This is a genomic window from Catonella sp., assembly GCF_057250765.1.
On sequence record NZ_DBHIEC010000001.1, the window covers coordinates 44,688 to 64,056 of the forward strand.

Sequence of the window (19,369 nt, forward strand, 5' to 3'; positions counted from 1 at the left end):
TGATATGAAGAAAAAACTAATTGCACTTGTACTACTCTTTGCCCTGTTTTTTAGCACCTTGTCTCAAGTTACAGAAGCTAAGACAAAGCAAAAGAAGCTTGACTACAGCAAGATGCCTTACCTTGATACCCTTATATACAATAAGGACTTTGAGAAAAATGGCGTTTACAGCGCGTCAAGAAAGTATCTAAAGCTTATAGAGGAGGCTGCTAAAACTGGGAAAATAACTAAAAAATATAAGGATGCAGAGGGGTATTTTGACGATGATATGGATCTTGAACGTACATATACAAATGACTATGGTCCCAATTTTTACGGTACTCTTTCCGATAAAGGGCTTGCATTCTTTTTAAACAGATTAAAGCTGGATGAAACACCCATTTACTTGGAAACAAACTTTAATAAACTTCCTTATGAGTTTGATGATACTGTAGAAGTGAATAAATCATTAAAGTATATAGGCTTAAAAATATTGCAGGACAGAAATCCAGAGGCCAGTGAATACGACTGCAACATGGATCATAAAATAGGCTATTCCATTGTCTCACGTATGAAGTTTATTAATGACAATGCCATTTTACCTAAGAACTTCCTTAAGGGTTTGAGGAAAAGGCTGTCTATCAACAGGATTTACAAACTATATGTCAGTAATTACAAGAAGTATAAAAAACTTCATAACGACAACAAATACCTGTACTACAATAACGAAAAAGTCCCTGCTCCTTGGAGAGCTGATAACTTTTTTGTTACCCCTATAGTAATTGGTGGATATAAAAAGGGATTTAATCCAAAGACAGATAAATACCTAAATATCTTCTGTAATGCAAACTTTACCTATGATGACGCCATATCCTCACCTCCTGATATTAAAGCATACATATACGACAAATCAGGAAAGTTAGTGGATACTTTAAAGCCTTCATATCAGTATAAGAGTGATTATCTTGGCTCATTTATATTTACTGTAAACAATACCGACAAATACCTTAAAAATGGTAAATACAAGGTCACTGTTAAAATGAAAGCTAAGAATGGCAAGGATAAGCTTTATGCTGAAAAATCTGCAGCTTTCACAGTTACAGATAAGAATGTGTACGGAAGTTATAGGAGAGTTCCTATTTACCCTGCAAACGGCTCTGATAGCCGTGCAATAAAGGCGGTTGGAAATAAGTATTTTAAGAATATAGAGAATACTACAAATGTACGACTAGCTTATAATATTTATAAGTTTATTGTTACCTCTAAGTATATTGATGACAAGTATATTAAATATGATAAATATCGGTCAGTTTATGATAATAGCAAGCTGTTGTATGACTCATTTTGCAGAACCGAGTGCCTGTGTAGGTTTTCTTATGACCTTACTAAATTTAGATACTACTATATTTTGAGACATGACTTTGTTAATTATAATTTATCACTTAACAGCTTTATGTATTCACTTGGAATACCTCCACAGGAGATAACAAAATATTACAGCCATTATAAGTTACCTGATCATTGTAGCTTTACAATACCATTCCGACCATTGTAATCTTCTTGAATATCTAGGGTAAGCCTGCTACGTAATGTGGCAGGCTTACCCATCTAATCAACTCAGTTAATCTTAGTCATTTTGTTATGCTAGCACCCAATCTCTTGTAATATATATTGCATCCCAATTGTTTGCTGTTTTTTCTTCTCCATTTACCATTGTTTTCTTACTCTCATTTACGGAGAATACTAAATTCTTACCAACTATATGCATGCTCTCTATTTCAAATTTACTGGTGTTCATATCCGGACTTGAAAATGAGTCGTATCCAAGACAATTGCTATTTCCAAGCTTATATTTTAAGATATAACTTGTCTTAAATTCATCGCTTTCTTCGTCCTTTCCTGCAAGTATAAAATATAAATAACCATTTTTATAATATACATCCTGAGGGGCATGTTCTCCAATGGAGCTCTTTAAATTATCCGGATATTTATATTCAAACTTCCCTACTGAGCTATATTCTATATACTTATGCTTTTGTTCTCCTTTAGGAGTCTTTTCTGTATATGATTTAACATCTTTATTAAAATATATTCTATTGGTTTTACTTTCACCTTGTTTACTAAAATGAAGTACAAATTCATTCCCATTTATATTAGCAATAGAGCTAATTGAAATATCTGTTACCTCAGTTAGTTTAGATTTACCATCATTCTGTTTGACCTTTTTTTTAAGCAATATTTTTTCCCCTGCATCATATCTGCCGGTTGATAATTTTGAGGCATTTAGCTTAATAATATAATTCTTATCAGTTCCTACGTAAAGGAAGCCATCACTTAAAGTCAAACTATTGGCATGTCCTAGCCACCCATACATATATGCATATGATGGCGTAACAACTTCCTTTTTTATTTCAGCAGATCTATAGTTATTTATCACATATAAGCACTGCTGCGAATCACCCTGCTTTGATTTAACACAGTATAACGTTCCGTTGCTATCAATGGCTATACCGCCCATGTTAGAACAATCATTCTTATCTTTTATCCTATATAATAATTCCATTTTACTCATAATCTTTCTCTCCTTAATCATTATTCTTTGTTTCCCACTTCTTTCATTGGGATTGGTTTCATATCTTCATTTAGCTATCTATAGCCAATTAAAGCTATATGATATACGTTTACATAGCTGGTGCTCTTATAGAGCAAAATCTTATATTACCAAAAGCTCTTGATTTCACTTTTAACCACCTCCTTCTACTTAGTAGCCTTGGCGGATGTATGAAAAGGACGGTTTTAAAAAATATTTTTGATAAATCTCAGTTAATGGTGTTCTTCCTTCTTCCTTGAAAGTTAGCACATTTCCCTCTTGCCAATTCTTTCCGAAATAACTATAATTATCTATTATGGATATTGATGGAACTCTCCTTGGGAGAAATGAATATCTGCCGGAGTCAGCGGCAGAAGCGATTAGAAGAACAAGGGCAAAGGGAAACCTCTGCTTTATCTGCAGTGGGCGCAGTAAGTCAATGCTGCCAGAGAAGCTCCTTGAGGTTGGCTTTGACGGCATTATATGTGGTGGTGGAACCTATATCTCTTTTAGGGATGAAATCCTTGTTGACCACAAGCTGTCTGCCAGTGAGCTTTCAAGGCTCTTAGACTGGTTTGAGGGCTCAGACCTAGGCCTTTTCTTTGAGGGTGACGAATACATCCACGTCCTTCCTTTTGAGCGCTACAGTGACCCTACTAGGCTTAAGCTCCTACTTAGAGACCTCTCTGCCCCTCTAAAGGAGATAAGAAGAGACAACCTTGAAGAGCTTAGTGTGGGCAAATTTTCTGGGATGATTAGTCCTTTACAATGGGATTATGCCATGAAAATGGCTGATGACATCAAAGACTTTATGACTATCATAATACACAGAAGACCAAATGAAGCAAAGTTTACCGCTTCCAATACCCCCCTTGATACTAACAACAAGGACGATAAGGTGAGCTGGGCAGGGTACGGCTTTGTAGAGTTTCTTCCAAATGGCTTTAATAAGGCAACTGCAATCAAGGCAGTATTGGGCCATCTTAATCTACCGCTTTCCTCCGCATACGGCTTTGGAGACAGTGAAAATGACAGGGAAATGTTAACCTGGCTTCCTAACTCCATCTGTATGGGCAACGGAGATGAAAACATAAAAAAAATTGCCTCGTATGTAGCACCTCCTTTACTTGAAGATGGTATATACAAGGCAATGGAACATTTTAAGCTGATTTAGATATCTGTTTCTGTTTCAGAAACTTCACCTTCTGCAGCTGCTTCCTGTACTCTTCTGAGGTTGAAATAGCCTCTTGAGTGAGGGGCAGCTTTTGTTTCGCAAGATTCTCCATCACACTCACAGTCTTCTCCGTCACTGTCACAGCAAGAGCAGCAACAGAAGAAATGCTTGTAGACAAAGTAACAAATACCTGCTATAACAGCGAGGCCTCCTATAGCTGCAGCGATTCCTACTAATTTTTTCATGAAAATACCTCCTAAATTTTATTATGATGTGGGTGGCAAATTTACTTGACACTTGTATCATTGTATTATTAACTCCGACAACGGATTATAATAATCCTGCATTTATCATTTCGCTTCTTAGTATCTCTCTATGGGCATCAGACATAGGTGTAAGTGGCTTTCGATAGCCTCCTACCTCATAACCTAAGAGATTCATAGCTTCCTTTACAGGGATTGGATTTACATCGATGAACAGGGTATTTATAAGTGAGAGATATCTGTTCTGTATATCGAGTGCTTTCTTGGTATCTCCCGCTCTAAAGCTCATAACCATATCATGCATCTGCTTTGGGATAATGTGTGAAGCTACTGAGATAACTCCCTTTCCACCCATGGCACAAAGAGCTATAACCTGGTCATCATTTCCGGAATATATATCAAAGTCCAGGTCTTTTGTAAGCGCCGCAATCTTTGCTATCTGAGAAATATTGCCTGATGCTTCCTTGACTGCCACTATGTTTTTGATATCCCTTGCAAGCTTGTATATGGTCTCTGGCTCTATGTTGATACCTGTTCTACCTGCTATATTGTAGAGAATTACAGGGATTTTAACCGCATTGGCTGTATCCGCAAAATGCTCATAAAGTCCCTCTGCAGTAGCCTTGTTATAATATGGCGATACAAGGAGAAGACCGTCAGCACCGTATTCTTCAGCCTCCTTAGACATCTCAATAGCTGTCTGGGTACAGTTGGAACCTGTTCCTGCAATCACAGGAACCCTGCCCTTTACAAACTTCACAGACTCACGGATAACGTCCATATGCTCCTTCTCAGTAAGTGTAGCTGACTCTCCTGTTGTACCACAGATAACAAGTCCGTCAACCCCGTCCTCTATCTGCTTGTTGATAAGCTCTTCAAGCTTAGCATAATTCACACTTCCATCCGGACTAAACGGAGTTATAAGTGCTGTTGCAACTCCTTCAAATAAAGGCATTATCTTACTAACCTCCTTCCGAGCTCAATCATCCAAGGATCAGCTTCCTTAGTCATCTGAAGTGCTTCTGCGATATCATAGTCTACAAAATGACCACCCTTCATACCGATAACCCTGTTTGTCTTACCTTCAAGAAGAAGGTCTACAGCCTTTGCTCCAAACATAGAAGCATATACTCTGTCTGTAGCTGTTGGGCTTCCACCTCTTTGAATATGTCCGAGTACTGTTGCTCTGGTCTCCATGCCTGTAGCCATCTCAATCAGCTTAGCCATTTCATTGGAATTGCCTACGCTCTCAGCATTTATAATGATGTAATGCTTCTTGCCCTTTGCCCTTAAATCTTTGATTCTATGTATGATTTCTGCAAGGTTGCCGTCATAGGTATCTGAGGTAAGGATTTCCTCAGAACCGTTGGCTATACCGCACCAAAGTGCTATATAGCCTGCTCCTCTTCCCATTACCTCGATGATGTTACAACGCTCGTGGGAAGTAGAGGTATCCCTAACCTTGTCGATACACTCCATAGCAGTATTTACAGCTGTATTAAAGCCTATGGTGTACTCTGTACAGGCAATATCATTATCAATTGTTCCAGGAAGTGCTATGGTATTGATTCCTCTCTCAGCGAGTCTTCCTGCTCCCTGGAATGAGCCGTCACCACCTATGACTACCATTCCATCGATTCCGTGCTTTTTACAGATTTCAGCTGCCTTATCCTGTACATCTGAATTCTTAAACTCAGGACATCTTGCAGTATAAAGCACTGTACCACCACGCTGGATGATATCAGATACGCTCTTTGAATCCATATTAACGATGTCCTCATCAATCAGTCCTGCGTATCCTCTTCTTATACCCTTAACCTTCTTACCTGCTGCAAGGGCAGCACGAACAACCGCTCTAATGCAGGCATTCATACCCGGTGCATCTCCTCCGCTTGTAAGTACTCCTATTGTATTAACTTCCTTAGCCATTTTAATCTACCTCCATGAATTTATTAAAATCTGCAGTTTCTCAAAAAATTACAACCAAAGTCCTATGGGCTATATTTTAATACAAAACGAGGTCACAATCAACAAAAAGATTAACCAAAGTTTAGCTATAGGTTTAATGCATTTTTACGACTATTTTTACATTTTCATTTCCAAGCTTAGACTTTAACTCATCTATTACAGTTTCTGCATAAGATATGCCCCTAACTGTATTTACCTGTTTTACCTGTCTTTCTTCCCTACAGTATAACATAACCCTTGCATTTCCTTTATTGCCTTCAAATATTTTGTTTAACTCATCTTCTACCCTTTCAAGTTCGGCCTTATTCTCAAACTGCAGCCATACTTCTCTAGGTACTTCTTCAAAAGGAATAATCTTTCCTGCAATTAACTTTGCAGCATCATTTTCTTCAAGCGAGGCTTTCCCTGAGATTATGTACTTTCTTCCCTCTTCTATAAGGTCCTTGTATTTTTCAAAATCTCTTGGAAATACTATAACCTCAACACTTCCCACCAAGTCCTCAAGGGTAATGAAAGCCATACGCTGATTATTTCTTGTAAGCTTGATATTTACCACACTCGCGATTCCTCCAAGTATGTATTCTTTACCCGGTGCTACATTTACCATTCCTTCCTCTTCATCATAAGCAAAGTCCAAGGAAGTGGCATTGCAGACAGACTTTAGCATATCCTGATAGCTCCAAAGAGGGTGCCCGCTAAGGTAGACTCCAAGCATTTCTTTTTCAAATGCAAGCTTTGTCTCTACATCAAATTCTCCAAGTACAGGCATCTTCACTTCCAAAGTAGATAATTCATCCTTGGGTGCTATATCAAAAAGGCTTAGCTGTCCTGCCATCTTGCTGTGCTTTTCATGTGAAATGGAATCAAGTACCTGCTCATACACAGCCATCTTTTCACGCCTTGTCCCCGAAAGTCCGTCAAGAGCTCCTGACTTTATAAGCGCCTCAAGCCCCTTCTTGTTGATTGAGCCAGAAAGCCTTTCAATCAAATCAGTCAGACTCTTGTAGGCTCCTCTTTCTTCCCTGTCTTTTACTATGGCATCTGTTACATTTTCTCCAAGCCCCTTTATGGCAGACATTCCATAGCGGATACCACCACTAGCAGCAGTAAAGTTACCCTCTCCCTCATTGACATCAGGAGGAAGGATGGCTATTCCCATTTCCTTGCCTGAAAGGATGTACTCTGATACCTTTCCTGTATTTGACATGACACTGGTCAAAAGGGCAGCCATATATTCCTTAGGGTAATAATACTTGAGGTAGGCAGTCTGATAGGTTATAAAAGCATAGGCTGCGGCATGCGAGCGGTTAAAGGCATACTTGGCAAAGTCAATCATCTTATCATATATCTTATTGGCAACCTGCTCAGACACACCATTTGCCACACAGCCGGGTATTCCCTTAGACTCATCACCATAGACAAAGTTTTTTCTCTCCTCTTTCATCACGCTGTCCTTTTTCTTTGACATAGCACGGCGGAGCAAATCACTTTGCCCATAGCTGTAGCCCGCAAGATCACGCACTATCTGCATAACCTGCTCCTGATACACTATACAGCCATAGGTTGACTTAAGGATTGGGACCAGCTCTTCACAGTCATACTCTATGGTGGCAGCATTCCTTTTGCCGTTTATATAATCATCAATAAATTCCATAGGGCCTGGTCTGTAGAGGGAAATTCCCGCAATTATATCTTCTATGTTGTCAGGCCTAAGCTTCTTCATAAAGCTTGTCATACCGGGACTTTCAAGCTGGAATACTCCCTCTGTCCTGCCCTCGCTAATCATAAGATAGATATTTTCATCCTCCATATCTATCTTTTCTATGTCAAGCTCTTCCCTTCCTTCTTTCTTTCTGTTTCTATTTACCAGCTCCACAGCCTTTTCTATAACTGTAAGGTTTCTAAGGCCTAGGAAGTCCATCTTAAGCAGTCCTAGCTGTTCAATGGTTTCCATGGTGTACTGGGTAGTAACTGCTCCGTCACTGCTTGTTGAAACCGGCACATATCGGTCTACTTCACGCTTGCTTATAACTACTCCTGCTGCGTGGATGGATGTATGCCTTGGAAGCCCCTCAAGCCTCCTTGAGAGGTCTATAAGCTTCTTTGCCTCCTCGTCCTCATCATAAAGCCTCTTTAGGTCAGGATTGATTAACAAAGCCTTCTCAATATTCATTTTAAGTTCATTGGGTATCATCTTGGCTATCTTATCACAGAAGCTATAAGGCAGGTCCAGGGCTCTACCCACATCCCTTATAACCATTTTTGCAGCCATGGTACCAAAGGTTACAATCTGAACCACCTTTTCCCTGCCGTACTTTTCGGTAACATAGTCTATTACCTCCTGTCTTCTAAGTACGCAGAAGTCAACGTCTATATCGGGCATGGTTACTCTCTCCGGGTTTAAGAAACGCTCAAAGAGGAGGTTGTATCTAATAGGGTCTACCCCAGTAATGCCAAGGCAGTAAGCTACTATGCTTCCAGCAGCCGAGCCTCTTCCGGGACCTACCGCTATGTGGTTCTCCTTTGCAAAGTTGATATAATCCCACACTATGAGGAAGTAATCCACAAAGCCCATATTACTTATAGTATCAGTCTCGTATTTAAGCCTTTCACGAAGAGAGGCCTCAGTATCTGCATCCACCCCCTCATACCTCTTCTTAAATCCATCTTCGCAGAGTTTATTAAGATATGAAAGTGAGGTATAGCCCTCAGGCACGGGATAGAGTGGCAGGTGGTATTTGCCAAACTCTATCTCTACATTGCAGCGCCTTGCTATCTCTTCTGTATTGTGTATGGCTTCGGGTATGTAGTGAAATACCTCTTCCATTTCCTCTGGAGACTTCACATAGAACTGTCCGCCCTCATACTTCATCCTGTCTTCATCATATACATTTTTCTGAGTCTGGATGCATATAAGTACGTCATGAGCCTCGGCATCCTCTTTATAGAGATAATGGCAGTCATTGGTGGCTACAAGAGGAATACATGTCTCAGACGATATTCTCATCAGTCCCTGATTGACAAATTTCTGCTCTGAAAGTCCATGGTCTTGAAGCTCTAGGAAGAAGTTGTTTTCTCCAAATACTTCCTGAAGCCTCATCGCTTCTTCCTTTGCTCCCTCATAGTCCCCATTTCTTAGCTTAGAAGGCACTATGCCTGCAAGACAGGCGGATGAAGCAATTATGCCTTCGTGATACTCGCTTAAAAGCTCGTAATCCACCCTCGGCTTATAATAAAATCCCTCTGTAAAGCCCCTTGATACAAGCTTCATGAGATTTTTGTGTCCTGTATCATTTTCAGCAAGCAGTATCAAATGGTTGTACCGCTCTGCCGACTTTTCCTTTCCCTTTTCAAATCTGGAGCCCGGAGCAACATATACCTCACAGCCGATAATGGGCTTGATACCCTCTGCCTTGCAGGCCTTGTAAAATTCTATAACTCCATACATAACTCCATGGTCTGTGATGGCACAGGCATCCATGCCAAGTTCCTTGACTCTTCTAACTAGCTCAGGTATCTTGCTTGAGCCGTCAAGAAGACTGTATCCTGTATGTAAATGTAAATGAGTGAAGCTCATTTTACCCTTCTTTCTATTGATGCAATTACTAAACTCTATTCTCTTCAGCTATACGGCTGATTTTATTAAGTCTGTGATTCACCCCCGACTTGCCAAGAGGTGTATCAAGAAGTTCTCCCAGCTCTTTAAGGGTGGCATCCGGATATTCCATCCTTAGCTTCGCTAACTCCCTAAGTCCGTCAGGCAGGTCTTCAAGCTTATTTATATTTTTAAGATAATAGATGTCGTCAAGCTGCTTTCCCGCTGCCGAAGCGGTTTTCCTTATGTTGGCAGTCTCACAGTTTACCTTGCGGTTTACCTTGTTTTTGACATCCTTGTATATTCTTATATTTTCAAAATTCATCAAAGCCTTGTGAGCCTCGGTAATCCCAAGAAACTCTGATATTTCATCGCTTTCCTTGATATATACGGGATAATGGTTCTTTCTCTTAATAAACTTCGCCTTTATACCTACTTCTGAAAATATCCCTGTTAGCTCCAAAGCCTGACTTTCGCTGTCCACCACTATTTCAAGATGATAGCTTTTTTCCGGATCACTGGCTGATCCCGATGCCAAAAAAGCCCCTCTTAGAAAGGCCTTTTTACAGCAGATACTCTGTACTATCATATTGGACACAAGGGAATAATCCTCTCTAAAGCTTCCATCCTTATTTAAGAGCTTTATAGCCTCAAGTACTTCTTTCGCAGCCTCATCCTTTACGAGGATGGTGTACATCATTGAATTCTTAGAGATATTCTTTCTGATTGATACCTCTCCCCTTATATCAAAGGCCTCTCTTAAAAGCTCATAAAATTTCCTGACTGTATATATATTTTCAGTGTGAATAAGCAGTCTGTAACCACCTGTTTCCGTTATTCTTATCCTTCCACAAAGCATGGTAACAGCTGCAATCTCAGCTATCTGGCAGTGCCTTGCTTTTGGCATATACTCCGTAAGTTCTTCTTTTACATCTGATGAAAAGGACATATCAAATCTCCCTATGTTCTATCCTGGCCTTATAATTTGTTCCTCCAAACCACTCAAGTAAAGCATTGGCAAGGGTGACAGACCTGTGCTTTCCTCCCGTACAGCCAATGGCAATGACAAGCTGGTTTTTTCCCTCCGCTATGTAGTTTGGAAGCAAAAAGTCCACCAGGTCTGTTAACTTCGACAAGAACTGCCTTGCGGCCTCGCTTGACATGACATATTCATACACTTCCTTATCATTGCCCGTCTTTTCCTTAAGTTCAGGTATGTAAAAAGGATTAGGCAAAAATCTCACATCAAATACCAAATCAGCATCTGACGGTATCCCGTATTTATAACCAAAAGAAAGTATAGTAGTCACAAAACCATTATACTTTTCCTCATTTATAAATATTTTATAGAGCTCGGCTCTTAACTCCCTTGTAAGAAGCCTGCTGGTATCTATGATATAATCAGCATTCTTCTTTAAGAAGTAAAGCCTTTCCCTCTCTCTTTGTATGCCCACCTCAAGCCTTCCTGCACCTGAAAGCGGGTGGGTACGTCTTGTTTCCTTGTAACGCCTGATAAGGCTCTCATCCGAGGCTTCCATAAAGAGGATTTCAGCCCCCTCATTCTTTACCTCAGGCAGGATGTCTGCAAGCTTATCAAGCCCTGAACCACTTCTTATGTCTATCCCTACTGCGGTTCCTATGTGTTCTCCCTTGGCCTTTGTAAGCTTTGCAAAGTCCACAAGGAAGTCAACAGGAAGATTGTCCACACAAAGATAGCCTGCATCTTCAAGACTCTTTATTGCTGTAGTTTTACCTGCTCCCGACATACCGGTGATGATTACAAGTTTTGACGACATCATAGCATTTTTACCTCCGGATAGAGCTTCACTCCGCTTTTTTCTTCTACTATCTTTTGTACATAAGCTATTAACTCTTTCACATCCTTAGCAGTGGCATTATCAACATTGATGATAAAGCCGCTATGTTTCTTTGAGACCTCTGCTCCTCCTACTCTGGTTCCCTTAAGCCCCGCTTCCTCTATGAGCTGTGAAGCATAGCCTGTCTCAGGCCGCTTAAATGTGGAGCCTGCACTTGGATATTCTAAAGGCTGCTTCTCACTTCTTCTAGAGTTTAAGTCATCTATCTTAGCCTGAATCTCCTCTTTTTTGCCCTTGGTTAACTTAAAATCCACAGCCACTACTACTGCATTATTAAGCTTTGACACCTTGCTGTGACGGTAAGAAAACTCCATTTCATCCGCAGTATAATGCTTAAGCTCTCCATCTGTAATTATGTAGACTCCTGTCACCACATCCTTCATTTCTCCGCCGTAGGCACCTGCATTCATATATATTGCCCCGCCAACTGAGCCGGGTATACCTGATGCAAACTCAAGTCCTGTATATTCTTCCTCTACGGTAAAGGCAGCAAGTGCAGACAGACTAAGCCCTCCTCCTGCCCTTATGACATCTCCCTCTATCCTTGCCATTGCAAGCCTTCCTGAAAGATGGATGATAACTCCCTTCACTCCTTCATCATTTACCAAGAGGTTACTTCCATTTCCTATTACAAAGAAACTGACACCTTCTTCCTTGCAGAGGTTGGTCACCTTTAGGAGGTCACTGATGTCGGAGATTTCGAGGAAAACTTCCGCAGGCCCTCCGATTTTGAAGCTGGTGTGGGCTTTCATGTCTTCATTTAAAAATATGGCTTCGCCACATAAAATGTTTTGAAGCCTTTCTAAAAATTTACTTTTCATATCCAATCTTCTTTCCCGCTATCATTGCCGCACAGCCGTAGATGCCTGCGTCATTTCCAAGAGTTGCAAGTCTGAATTCTTTATTTTTAACCGCGTCCATAGCAAATTCATTATAGTACTTTGTGATGGCCTTGATAATGATGTCACCTGCCTTGGATACTCCACCGCCGATGACAAATACCTCAGGGTCTACTATCTGCGCTATGCCTGCACAGGCAAATGCAAGATACCAGCCAAGTCTGTCAAGTACATCAACACCTATGGCATCTCCCTTTTTAGCAGCATCAAGCACATCCTTAGCTGAGAATCCGTCTATATCTGCTAAGATAGTAGAGCTCTTTCCTTCTATCATTTCCATCTTGGCAAGGCGGACTATACCTGTTGCTGAAGTATACTGCTCAAGACAGCCCTTCTTACCGCAGTTACAGGATACTTCCTCATTTGGATTCACACAGATGTGGCCTATCTCTCCTGCTGCCCCATTGGAGCCTGCTATTATCTTGCCACCTATGATAACACCACCGCCTACTCCCGTTCCAAGAGTAACCATGGTAAGGCTTTCGTGTCCTTTACCACCTCCCTGCCACTTCTCTCCAAGAGCAGCAGCATTGGCATCGTTGGCTACCATAGCCCTAAGCCCTGTAAGCTTTTCAATCTCTCCCTTTACGTCAGTTCTGCCCCAATGCATGTTTACACACTGTGAAACGAAGCCATCCTCTGTTACAGGTCCCGGCACATCTATACCTATACCCTCACAGTCCTCTTTTGGATATTCATCACTAAATCGGTCTTCTATCGACCTTGCCACGTCTGAAAGCACGCTCTCAGGCAGGGTTGGGATTTCCCATTTGTTGATAAGATCCCCCTTCATGGTAAACATACCAAGTTTAACTGAGGTTCCGCCAATGTCTACTCCAAAACAAAATTTATCCATAGTTTTCTCCTTCAAGTATCTGTCTGATTTAACTGCCCATACGATTAGACTTCGCTTTGCTTATCAGAAGCCTATTTGGGGTATATGGCAGTATGTTACCATTTAATCGTCTAAATATCTCTGTTTTTCATTATATTAGATGTTACCCTGTCATAGAACTCCTTAGCCGCATTGTAGCCCATCTTCTTCTGACGGTTGTTAACAGCCGCTGCCTCACAGATGATGGCAAGGTTTCTACCCGGGCGGATAGGTATACTGTGGCTTATGAGGTTGACTCCGAGAATCTCTGTATACTGCTCCTCAAGTCCAAGTCTGTCAAACTCATAGTCCTTGTTCCACTCCATAAGCTTTACTATGAGGTCGATATTCTGGAAGTTCTTTACACTTGCAAAACCGAAAAGGGTTCTAACATCGATGATTCCTATACCTCTAAGCTCTATAAGATGCTTGGTTATCTCAGGAGCTGTACCCACAAGGGTATCCTCACTTATCTTTTTAATCTCTACCACATCATCGGACACAAGACGGTGTCCACGTTTGATAAGCTCCAGAGCAGCCTCACTCTTACCTATGCCGCTCTCTCCCATAATGAGGACACCCTCGCCATAGATATCTACAAATACACCATGTATGGATATCCTTGGAGCAAGCTGGTGGCGCATATAACGGATGGCCTCAGCCATGAAAGCAGAGGTTGCCTTGTCTGTCCAAAGTACAGGAACTCCCTTTTCTACTGCCACCTCAAGAAGCTTCTCAGGGACTTCTATTCCCCTACAGAAGATGAGGCAGGGAATCTTGTAGTCCATAAGCTTGGCAAGAACCTTAACTCCGTCATCCTCGTCCATCCTCTTAAGATAGGCATGCTCTACATTTCCAATTACCTGAATACGCTCTGAATCAAAGTAATCAAAGAAACCTGCGAGCTGAAGTGCAGGACGGTTTACGTCTATATGTTTAATCAAAATGTTCTCTGTATCTATTCCCGGTGTCAGATTATCAAGACTCATTTTCTCGATGAGTTCTGACAATGGTACACTGTACATACCTTCCATGCTTTTGCTCCTTTTTATAAGAAATATTGGTGATTTCAGTATAACATGAAGCGGGGGGTTATTCAATAAAAACCCCTCAACAACTTCCCAAAATACCTGCTCATTTTCTCTGCCCCATAGAAATTTAGATGAAGCCCTCCGTCATAGGTATCCTTGGAATAATCAATCCCCACCTCATCTTGTTTATCAAGAAAATTGATGTACTTTAAGCCATTTTCCCCTGCATAATCCCTAATCTGCTCATCCCACTCTTTGTACCAGTAAGGATAAAGAATTGGTGCCTTCATAAGGATGAGCTCTACATTGTTTTCCTTACATAGCTTCACCATCTTGTCAAGATACTCGTAAGATATGTCAGGCAGTCTGTAATCAGAAAGAGGCTTCCCTACAGGAATCTTATCCACAGGATACACCCCTTTATTCACAAGGTAGCCGTCCTCAGACACCTTTGGCTTAGTAAAAATGTACTTAAAGTCCTGACTCGAAAGCTCACTCCAGCGTGAATGGAAACGAAGCAGAGGAAAGACATAGGTAATAAACTTCTCCTCAGGAAGCATAGAAGCCTTGACTGCCTCCACCTTAGAAGCAGACCACCTCATACCGTCAAGAGTCATGCGGTTGTAGCTCTCCTTTTGAGGCCTAGCGTACTTCATAGCAAGCACATTGTAAACTACGGTCTTTGGCTTCTCATACTTAAGCATTTCTTCAAGAAGATAGTAAGACTGCCATATAAGCTGGTTGGCACTTCCCCTTATATAGGACTTGATGCCATATTCCTTCCTCAAAACCTCTGGCGAAAAGCTTTCATAGACTTCGCAGTCCCCTACAAAGAGCAGGTCGTGGTCTTTCTCCACGTCATAATACTCACTGATAAGCGCTCCTTCAGGATTGTCCTCCACATACTTAGGAAGGAGCAGTTTCTGAATAAGAAAAAGAATGACAATTGTAAGACAAACGGTAGAAATTATATATATTTTCCTCTTCATTCCTCCTCCTAAAACCTGTTGTATATGAACTGTGAGCTGTCATAGCCTATGCCATAGACTCCAAAAATCAGAACCGTTACAAAAAGCAGGGCAAGCACGGGGTACCAGACAATCTCATTTTTAGCTAATATCCTGTCTCTTATGTCAGTAGTCCTTGAGGCAAGACTTACCACAAATAAAATAACTACCCCCACAGCTAAAACGAGGTAGTCAGCTGTAGTTATTCCAAGGTCGGTAACTACCGCCTTTCCCCAATTATTTACCCAAAATATACTAAAAAATGCCTTAAAAGTCACTCCTACATCACCGTAGCAGTCAAGCATCCTGATACTGCTCATTATAAATACGGTGCGGATAGCTGAAAATGCATCATAAGTCCTAAAAGGCAGCTTCTTTATCGGAATAAGCTTATGAAAAGCCGCAAAGACAGGCTTAAGTTCGTCAGATATCAGTATGCAAAGCCCATTTAGAAGTCCCCATACCACAAAGTTCCATCCTGCTCCATGCCAAAGTCCTGTAAGGAACCAGACCATAAGTGCTGAAATGTAGACAGGCACACGCTTTCCTATGCTTTTCCCAAGGTGCTTTCTGGAGAGCTTTGACAACCTCAGCATAAATGACGATACGGAAAGTGGATAAAATACATAGTCTCTAAACCAGGCTCCCATGGTTATATGCCAACGGCGCCAGTATTCCTTAACATTTTTTGAAAAATACGGTCTGATGAAGTTCTCCTCCACCTTGATTCCAAGCATTTCCGCTATGGCTATGGTGATGTCTATTCCGCCTGAAAAGTCCGCATATATCTGCACCGCATAAAACATGATTCCCATAAGTGCAAAGGCTCCGTTATAGGTCTTATAGTCAGAAACAATGGTAAGAACTGCCGGTAAGATGCGGTCTGCGATTACCATTTTCTTAAAGTATCCCCATAACAGCCTGTAAAGCCCTCTGATAAAGTCTTTGTGATTGTAGCTATGCTCTGTAAAAAGTGACTCAGAGATATGGTCAAACCTGCTTATAGGGCCTTGGATTAGTTGTGGGAAGAATGATATATAAAGGGCAAACTTGAAAAAATTTCTCTCGGCCCTGTATTTTCTGCGGTATACATCCACAAGATAGCTGATGCTCTTAAAGGTGTAGAAAGAAATTCCCATAGGTAAAATGAGGTTAAGGAACTTAAATCCTCCACCGCCTGTAAGTGCATTTGATACTATGTTAATATTGGCAATGACAAAGTCAGCATATTTTACCACTATGAGGGTTCCAAGGCTGAAAATAAGACCGAAGTAGAGCCATTTTTTCCCCTTACCCGAGGCAGTTAATCGGTGCTTTTCCTCCGCTTTTAACTCTGAATTACTTTTAGATATATTCACATAGATGTCGTCTATTTTAAGGCTTGCAAACCAGACTCCGGCAGTAACCAGAGCCATATATATGAGATATACTTTGTCTGCATAGAAGTAAAATGAAAGGCCCGCAAAGAGCAAAAACTGCCACTGAAACCGCTTAAATACAGTATAATAGCAGATGATGAACGCTATTAAAAAGGCTATAAATCCATAAGATACGAATAGCATCTCTACTCCAATTCCTCTAAAAGGGTAATAATCGCTTCAAGTGAGTTAAAGTTGTCGGGCGTAATCTCATTGGCAGGCACCTTTATATCGAATTCTTCTGAGATTTCCGATACTAGGGTCACTATGTCAAATGAATCAAATATCCCGCTATCTATGAGGCTTTTCTCCTTTTCATAATCAACCTCAGGGTGGATGTCCTGCAAAATATCAAGTAATTCAGTCTTATTCATAAAGGCTCTCCTTAAATAACCTGTGATATGGGATTGCTATGGTTCTCCCATTTACTTTTAAAATGATGTGGGTGTCAAAAGTATTTGACACCCATTGATACAGGATTGCTACAGCTGCGCTTTTCGCAATCCTTGCAAAAATATTCGTAATCCGCTCATTTTTTACAAAAATGGCTGCTTACTCATATTTTTTTCGTGTCAAAAGTTAATAAATTCTCTTGCAAGCAAGCTTGCATCGAATTTCTATACTTTTGACACTTGTATCTTAAAATATAACTATAACACTTTAGCGAATATTTTTAAATGAGTTTTGATAAAGCCTTCCTGTCTATCTTGCCTCCTGCCATAAGCGGAAGCTTATCAAGCTTAACCACCTTGCCCGGAACCATATAGGAGGCAAGTTTATTTCTAAAATTCTCCTTTACCTTGGCTTCTTCTATTCTACCCTCGTAGAAAAATGTTATAACCTCCTTTTCAGGGTTATAAATACAGCAACCTCTGTCAACTCCCTCAAATGCACCTCCACAGGCCTCTATCTCCTCCAGTTCAATCCTATAGCCTCTGTGCTTTATCTGATTGTCCCCTCTTCCTGTAAAATAAAGCTCTCCATCCTCTCCAAAGTAGCCTATGTCGCCTGTTTTGTAAAGGAGTATAGACCTACCATCTGTTAATGGGTAGTTTACAAATTTCTCCTTTGTCCTCTCTTCATCTTTGTAGTAGCCAGAAGAAAGCCCTGTTCCACCTATGCAGATTTCGCCTCTATGCCTTAAATTCTCCATTTCAGCAGACTGTTTTACTATGTGGCTGTATTCTTTATCGCTGAGAAAAGTCTCAGCATTAGGAAGCCGTTTTCCTATTGATAAATCTATTTTGCTATGCCCAAAAATCTCCGTATCATCAGGTTTTGCTATATGGCTGTCTTCTTCATCCTTAGAAAAAATTCCTGCACCAGGATGCGGATTTGCTATAGGGTTACCTTCCTCATCCATTAGAAAAATCTCCGTATCGGAAAGCGGTTTTCCGATGGGTATGCCATTTTCCAGTTTCTCCATATCATGAACCACATAATAACAGCTCATTCCTGTACACTCAGTTGCACCGTACAGATTGATAAATCTTGCCCCAGGACAGGCTTTCATCCACTGTTTCAAGTGGCTAATAGGCAATACTTCACCGCCAAAGGCAATAACCTTTAGGTACTCAGGCTTTGCTATGTCAAAGGCTGATAGCTTGGTAAATATGGTAAGGGCAGAGGATACAAAGCAAATAGTGTTTATCTTATGTTCATTGAGGTATTCTATCAGATTAACCGGAGACATAAATAGCTTTTTAGGAATAAAATATGTAGCAGCCCCGTATTTTAGCGTGGTATAGACATCCTTTAGGCTTGCATCAAGGTAGAGTGGCGCCTGATTGCCAAATACAGTATTCTCATCACACTCTAAGACCTTGCCAAGCCCCTCTATGTAGTCAATCACATTTCTATGGCTTGCCACCACTCCCTTTGGCACCCCTGTAGAACCTGAGGTAAATACCAGGTAAATAGTGTCTGTCTCTTTCGCTTTATGGCTTATATCCCGCAATAACGCAGCATTAGTTTGCTTGCTTAGAGCTTCCTCATAGCTACAAATATCTCCACTAAATCCAAGGCTTTTAGCCTTTTCCTTAGTATGTCCGTCAACTATCATAAGCTTTGCTTTAGTCATATCTATGATGGCATCAAGCCTTGTCTCAGGCATATCAAGGTCTAGCGCCACATAAAAATTCCCCGAGCGGACTACTCCCAAAAGGGCAGAAACCTCATCAGGGGACTTCTCCATAAAGACAAGTATAGGCTCGTTATAGATATTTTTATCAGCTATGAAACTTCCTACAGCTTCGGTATTTGATTTAAGCTCCAAAAAGGTCAAGGCGGAAGCTTCTCCTATAAAGGAGGGCTTGTCGGGATAGCTGGTGGCAGTTTCATCAAGGTAAGTGAGTATATTGGTTGGTTTCATAATGTTTATTCTTTTCTAAGATTGTGGGGAGGTTTATTTTCCCTTAAAATAAGTTCTTCGACCAGATAGGCATCGCTCATACAATGCATATCGGATATTCCCTGACTCATAAGTGTGTAAACTATAGAGTGATAAAAGTAATCTAAGGCTTCTTCAACCGTTTTATTGCGCTCCTTTGCGTAGGCTACTACAATTCTTGCATATTTCTTCTGTAAAAGGATTGGGTGTGCTAGCATATTTCTCCCCCTTTTCTCTTCATAAGCTCTATTATGTCATTTACAATATAATCCTTCCCTTGGGTGTGGAGCACATCGTAACAAGCA

Annotated in this window: 18 protein-coding genes; 2 read left to right on the top strand and 16 right to left on the bottom strand. The window is 40.8% G+C overall.

The annotated features are described in order from the left end of the window. The first annotated feature begins 4 nt into the window (after positions 1-4). Entirely contained in the window at positions 5-1,534 is a 1,530-nt protein-coding gene (locus ACO6HM_RS00185; RefSeq protein WP_485389205.1) for a hypothetical protein, read from the top strand. A gap of 84 nt (positions 1,535-1,618) precedes the next feature. On the opposite strand, the gene ACO6HM_RS00190 is transcribed toward ACO6HM_RS00185, so the two are convergent. Continuing rightward, positions 1,619-2,551: a hypothetical protein gene (locus tag ACO6HM_RS00190; RefSeq protein WP_485389206.1), complete on the bottom strand. Its 933-nt coding sequence runs from the start codon at positions 2,549-2,551 to the stop codon at positions 1,619-1,621. A gap of 334 nt (positions 2,552-2,885) precedes the next feature. Here ACO6HM_RS00190 and ACO6HM_RS00195 point away from each other — a divergent pair, with 334 nt between their 5' ends. Beyond that, positions 2,886-3,743 carry a Cof-type HAD-IIB family hydrolase gene (locus ACO6HM_RS00195; RefSeq protein ID WP_485389207.1) on the top strand — a complete coding sequence of 286 codons (858 nt, stop codon included), beginning with the start codon at positions 2,886-2,888 and terminating at the stop codon, positions 3,741-3,743. On the opposite strand, the gene ACO6HM_RS00200 is transcribed toward ACO6HM_RS00195, so the two are convergent. The 15 genes from ACO6HM_RS00200 to ACO6HM_RS00270 all read right to left on the bottom strand — a co-directional run bounded on the left by ACO6HM_RS00200 (position 3,740) and on the right by ACO6HM_RS00270 (position 19,356). After that, entirely contained in the window at positions 3,740-3,988 is a 249-nt protein-coding gene (locus ACO6HM_RS00200; RefSeq protein ID WP_485389208.1) for a hypothetical protein, read from the bottom strand. The two genes, ACO6HM_RS00195 and ACO6HM_RS00200, sit on opposite strands and share 4 nt — an antisense overlap. A gap of 85 nt (positions 3,989-4,073) precedes the next feature. After that, positions 4,074-4,961 carry a 4-hydroxy-tetrahydrodipicolinate synthase gene (dapA, locus tag ACO6HM_RS00205; protein WP_485389209.1) on the bottom strand — a complete coding sequence of 296 codons (888 nt, stop codon included), beginning with the start codon at positions 4,959-4,961 and terminating at the stop codon, positions 4,074-4,076. Further along, on the bottom strand, positions 4,961-5,935 hold the full coding sequence (gene pfkA, locus ACO6HM_RS00210; protein WP_485389210.1) for a 6-phosphofructokinase: 975 nt from the start codon (positions 5,933-5,935) through the stop codon (positions 4,961-4,963). The genes dapA and pfkA overlap by 1 nt, the downstream gene beginning before the upstream one ends. A gap of 133 nt (positions 5,936-6,068) precedes the next feature. After that, on the bottom strand, positions 6,069-9,551 hold the full coding sequence (locus ACO6HM_RS00215) for a DNA polymerase III subunit alpha (RefSeq protein WP_485389211.1): 3,483 nt from the start codon (positions 9,549-9,551) through the stop codon (positions 6,069-6,071). A gap of 28 nt (positions 9,552-9,579) precedes the next feature. Beyond that, positions 9,580-10,518 carry a DNA-binding protein WhiA gene (gene whiA / locus ACO6HM_RS00220; RefSeq protein WP_485389212.1) on the bottom strand — a complete coding sequence of 313 codons (939 nt, stop codon included), beginning with the start codon at positions 10,516-10,518 and terminating at the stop codon, positions 9,580-9,582. Between the two features lies 1 nt (position 10,519). Next, on the bottom strand, positions 10,520-11,368 hold the full coding sequence (rapZ, locus tag ACO6HM_RS00225) for an RNase adapter RapZ (protein WP_485389213.1): 849 nt from the start codon (positions 11,366-11,368) through the stop codon (positions 10,520-10,522). Next, positions 11,365-12,267, bottom strand: coding sequence for a UDP-N-acetylmuramate dehydrogenase (gene murB, locus ACO6HM_RS00230; RefSeq protein ID WP_485389214.1), 903 nt, complete (start codon positions 12,265-12,267; stop codon positions 11,365-11,367). Before murB ends, rapZ begins: the two co-directional genes overlap by 4 nt. Next, positions 12,257-13,201, bottom strand: a complete 945-nt coding sequence (locus tag ACO6HM_RS00235) for an ROK family glucokinase (protein ID WP_485389215.1) — start codon at positions 13,199-13,201, stop codon at positions 12,257-12,259. The genes murB and ACO6HM_RS00235 overlap by 11 nt, the downstream gene beginning before the upstream one ends. Positions 13,202-13,311: 110 nt before the next feature. Then, positions 13,312-14,244 carry an HPr(Ser) kinase/phosphatase gene (gene hprK / locus ACO6HM_RS00240; RefSeq protein ID WP_485378674.1) on the bottom strand — a complete coding sequence of 311 codons (933 nt, stop codon included), beginning with the start codon at positions 14,242-14,244 and terminating at the stop codon, positions 13,312-13,314. Between the two features lie 71 nt (positions 14,245-14,315). Continuing rightward, entirely contained in the window at positions 14,316-15,239 is a 924-nt protein-coding gene (locus ACO6HM_RS00245; protein ID WP_485389216.1) for an SGNH/GDSL hydrolase family protein, read from the bottom strand. An 8-nt stretch (positions 15,240-15,247) separates the two neighbouring features. Beyond that, on the bottom strand, positions 15,248-16,819 hold the full coding sequence (locus tag ACO6HM_RS00250) for an MBOAT family O-acyltransferase (RefSeq protein ID WP_485389217.1): 1,572 nt from the start codon (positions 16,817-16,819) through the stop codon (positions 15,248-15,250). Positions 16,820-16,821: 2 nt separating this feature from the next. Next, on the bottom strand, positions 16,822-17,049 hold the full coding sequence (locus ACO6HM_RS00255; protein WP_485389218.1) for a phosphopantetheine-binding protein: 228 nt from the start codon (positions 17,047-17,049) through the stop codon (positions 16,822-16,824). A gap of 299 nt (positions 17,050-17,348) precedes the next feature. Continuing rightward, positions 17,349-19,046, bottom strand: coding sequence for an AMP-binding protein (locus ACO6HM_RS00260; protein ID WP_485389219.1), 1,698 nt, complete (start codon positions 19,044-19,046; stop codon positions 17,349-17,351). Positions 19,047-19,051: 5 nt separating this feature from the next. Beyond that, positions 19,052-19,282, bottom strand: a complete 231-nt coding sequence (locus tag ACO6HM_RS00265) for a DUF3791 domain-containing protein (RefSeq protein ID WP_485389220.1) — start codon at positions 19,280-19,282, stop codon at positions 19,052-19,054. After that, a complete protein-coding gene (locus ACO6HM_RS00270) occupies positions 19,276-19,356 on the bottom strand; it encodes a DUF3791 domain-containing protein (RefSeq protein WP_485389377.1) in 81 nt (26 codons plus the stop codon). Before ACO6HM_RS00270 ends, ACO6HM_RS00265 begins: the two co-directional genes overlap by 7 nt. Between the last annotated feature and the right edge of the window lie 13 nt (positions 19,357-19,369).

Excerpts from the sequence above, each read along its gene's own strand:
- ACO6HM_RS00255 (WP_485389218.1), bottom strand. The coding sequence starts at position 17,049 with ATGAATAAGACTGAATTACTTGATATTTTGCAGGACATCCACCCTGAG.
- ACO6HM_RS00185 (WP_485389205.1), top strand. The coding sequence starts at position 5 with ATGAAGAAAAAACTAATTGCACTTGTACTACTCTTTGCCCTGTTTTTT.
- ACO6HM_RS00200 (WP_485389208.1), bottom strand. The coding sequence starts at position 3,988 with ATGAAAAAATTAGTAGGAATCGCTGCAGCTATAGGAGGCCTCGCTGTT.
- rapZ (WP_485389213.1), bottom strand. The coding sequence starts at position 11,368 with ATGATGTCGTCAAAACTTGTAATCATCACCGGTATGTCGGGAGCAGGT.
- ACO6HM_RS00260 (WP_485389219.1), bottom strand. The coding sequence starts at position 19,046 with ATGAAACCAACCAATATACTCACTTACCTTGATGAAACTGCCACCAGC.
- ACO6HM_RS00235 (WP_485389215.1), bottom strand. The coding sequence starts at position 13,201 with ATGGATAAATTTTGTTTTGGAGTAGACATTGGCGGAACCTCAGTTAAA.
- murB (WP_485389214.1), bottom strand. The coding sequence starts at position 12,267 with ATGAAAAGTAAATTTTTAGAAAGGCTTCAAAACATTTTATGTGGCGAA.
- dapA (WP_485389209.1), bottom strand. The coding sequence starts at position 4,961 with ATGCCTTTATTTGAAGGAGTTGCAACAGCACTTATAACTCCGTTTAGT.
- pfkA (WP_485389210.1), bottom strand. The coding sequence starts at position 5,935 with ATGGCTAAGGAAGTTAATACAATAGGAGTACTTACAAGCGGAGGAGAT.
- ACO6HM_RS00195 (WP_485389207.1), top strand. The coding sequence starts at position 2,886 with ATGGATATTGATGGAACTCTCCTTGGGAGAAATGAATATCTGCCGGAG.
- ACO6HM_RS00265 (WP_485389220.1), bottom strand. The coding sequence starts at position 19,282 with ATGCTAGCACACCCAATCCTTTTACAGAAGAAATATGCAAGAATTGTA.
- ACO6HM_RS00215 (WP_485389211.1), bottom strand. The coding sequence starts at position 9,551 with ATGAGCTTCACTCATTTACATTTACATACAGGATACAGTCTTCTTGAC.
- ACO6HM_RS00190 (WP_485389206.1), bottom strand. The coding sequence starts at position 2,551 with ATGAGTAAAATGGAATTATTATATAGGATAAAAGATAAGAATGATTGT.
- ACO6HM_RS00250 (WP_485389217.1), bottom strand. The coding sequence starts at position 16,819 with ATGCTATTCGTATCTTATGGATTTATAGCCTTTTTAATAGCGTTCATC.
- hprK (WP_485378674.1), bottom strand. The coding sequence starts at position 14,244 with ATGTACAGTGTACCATTGTCAGAACTCATCGAGAAAATGAGTCTTGAT.
- whiA (WP_485389212.1), bottom strand. The coding sequence starts at position 10,518 with ATGTCCTTTTCATCAGATGTAAAAGAAGAACTTACGGAGTATATGCCA.
- ACO6HM_RS00245 (WP_485389216.1), bottom strand. The coding sequence starts at position 15,239 with ATGAAGAGGAAAATATATATAATTTCTACCGTTTGTCTTACAATTGTC.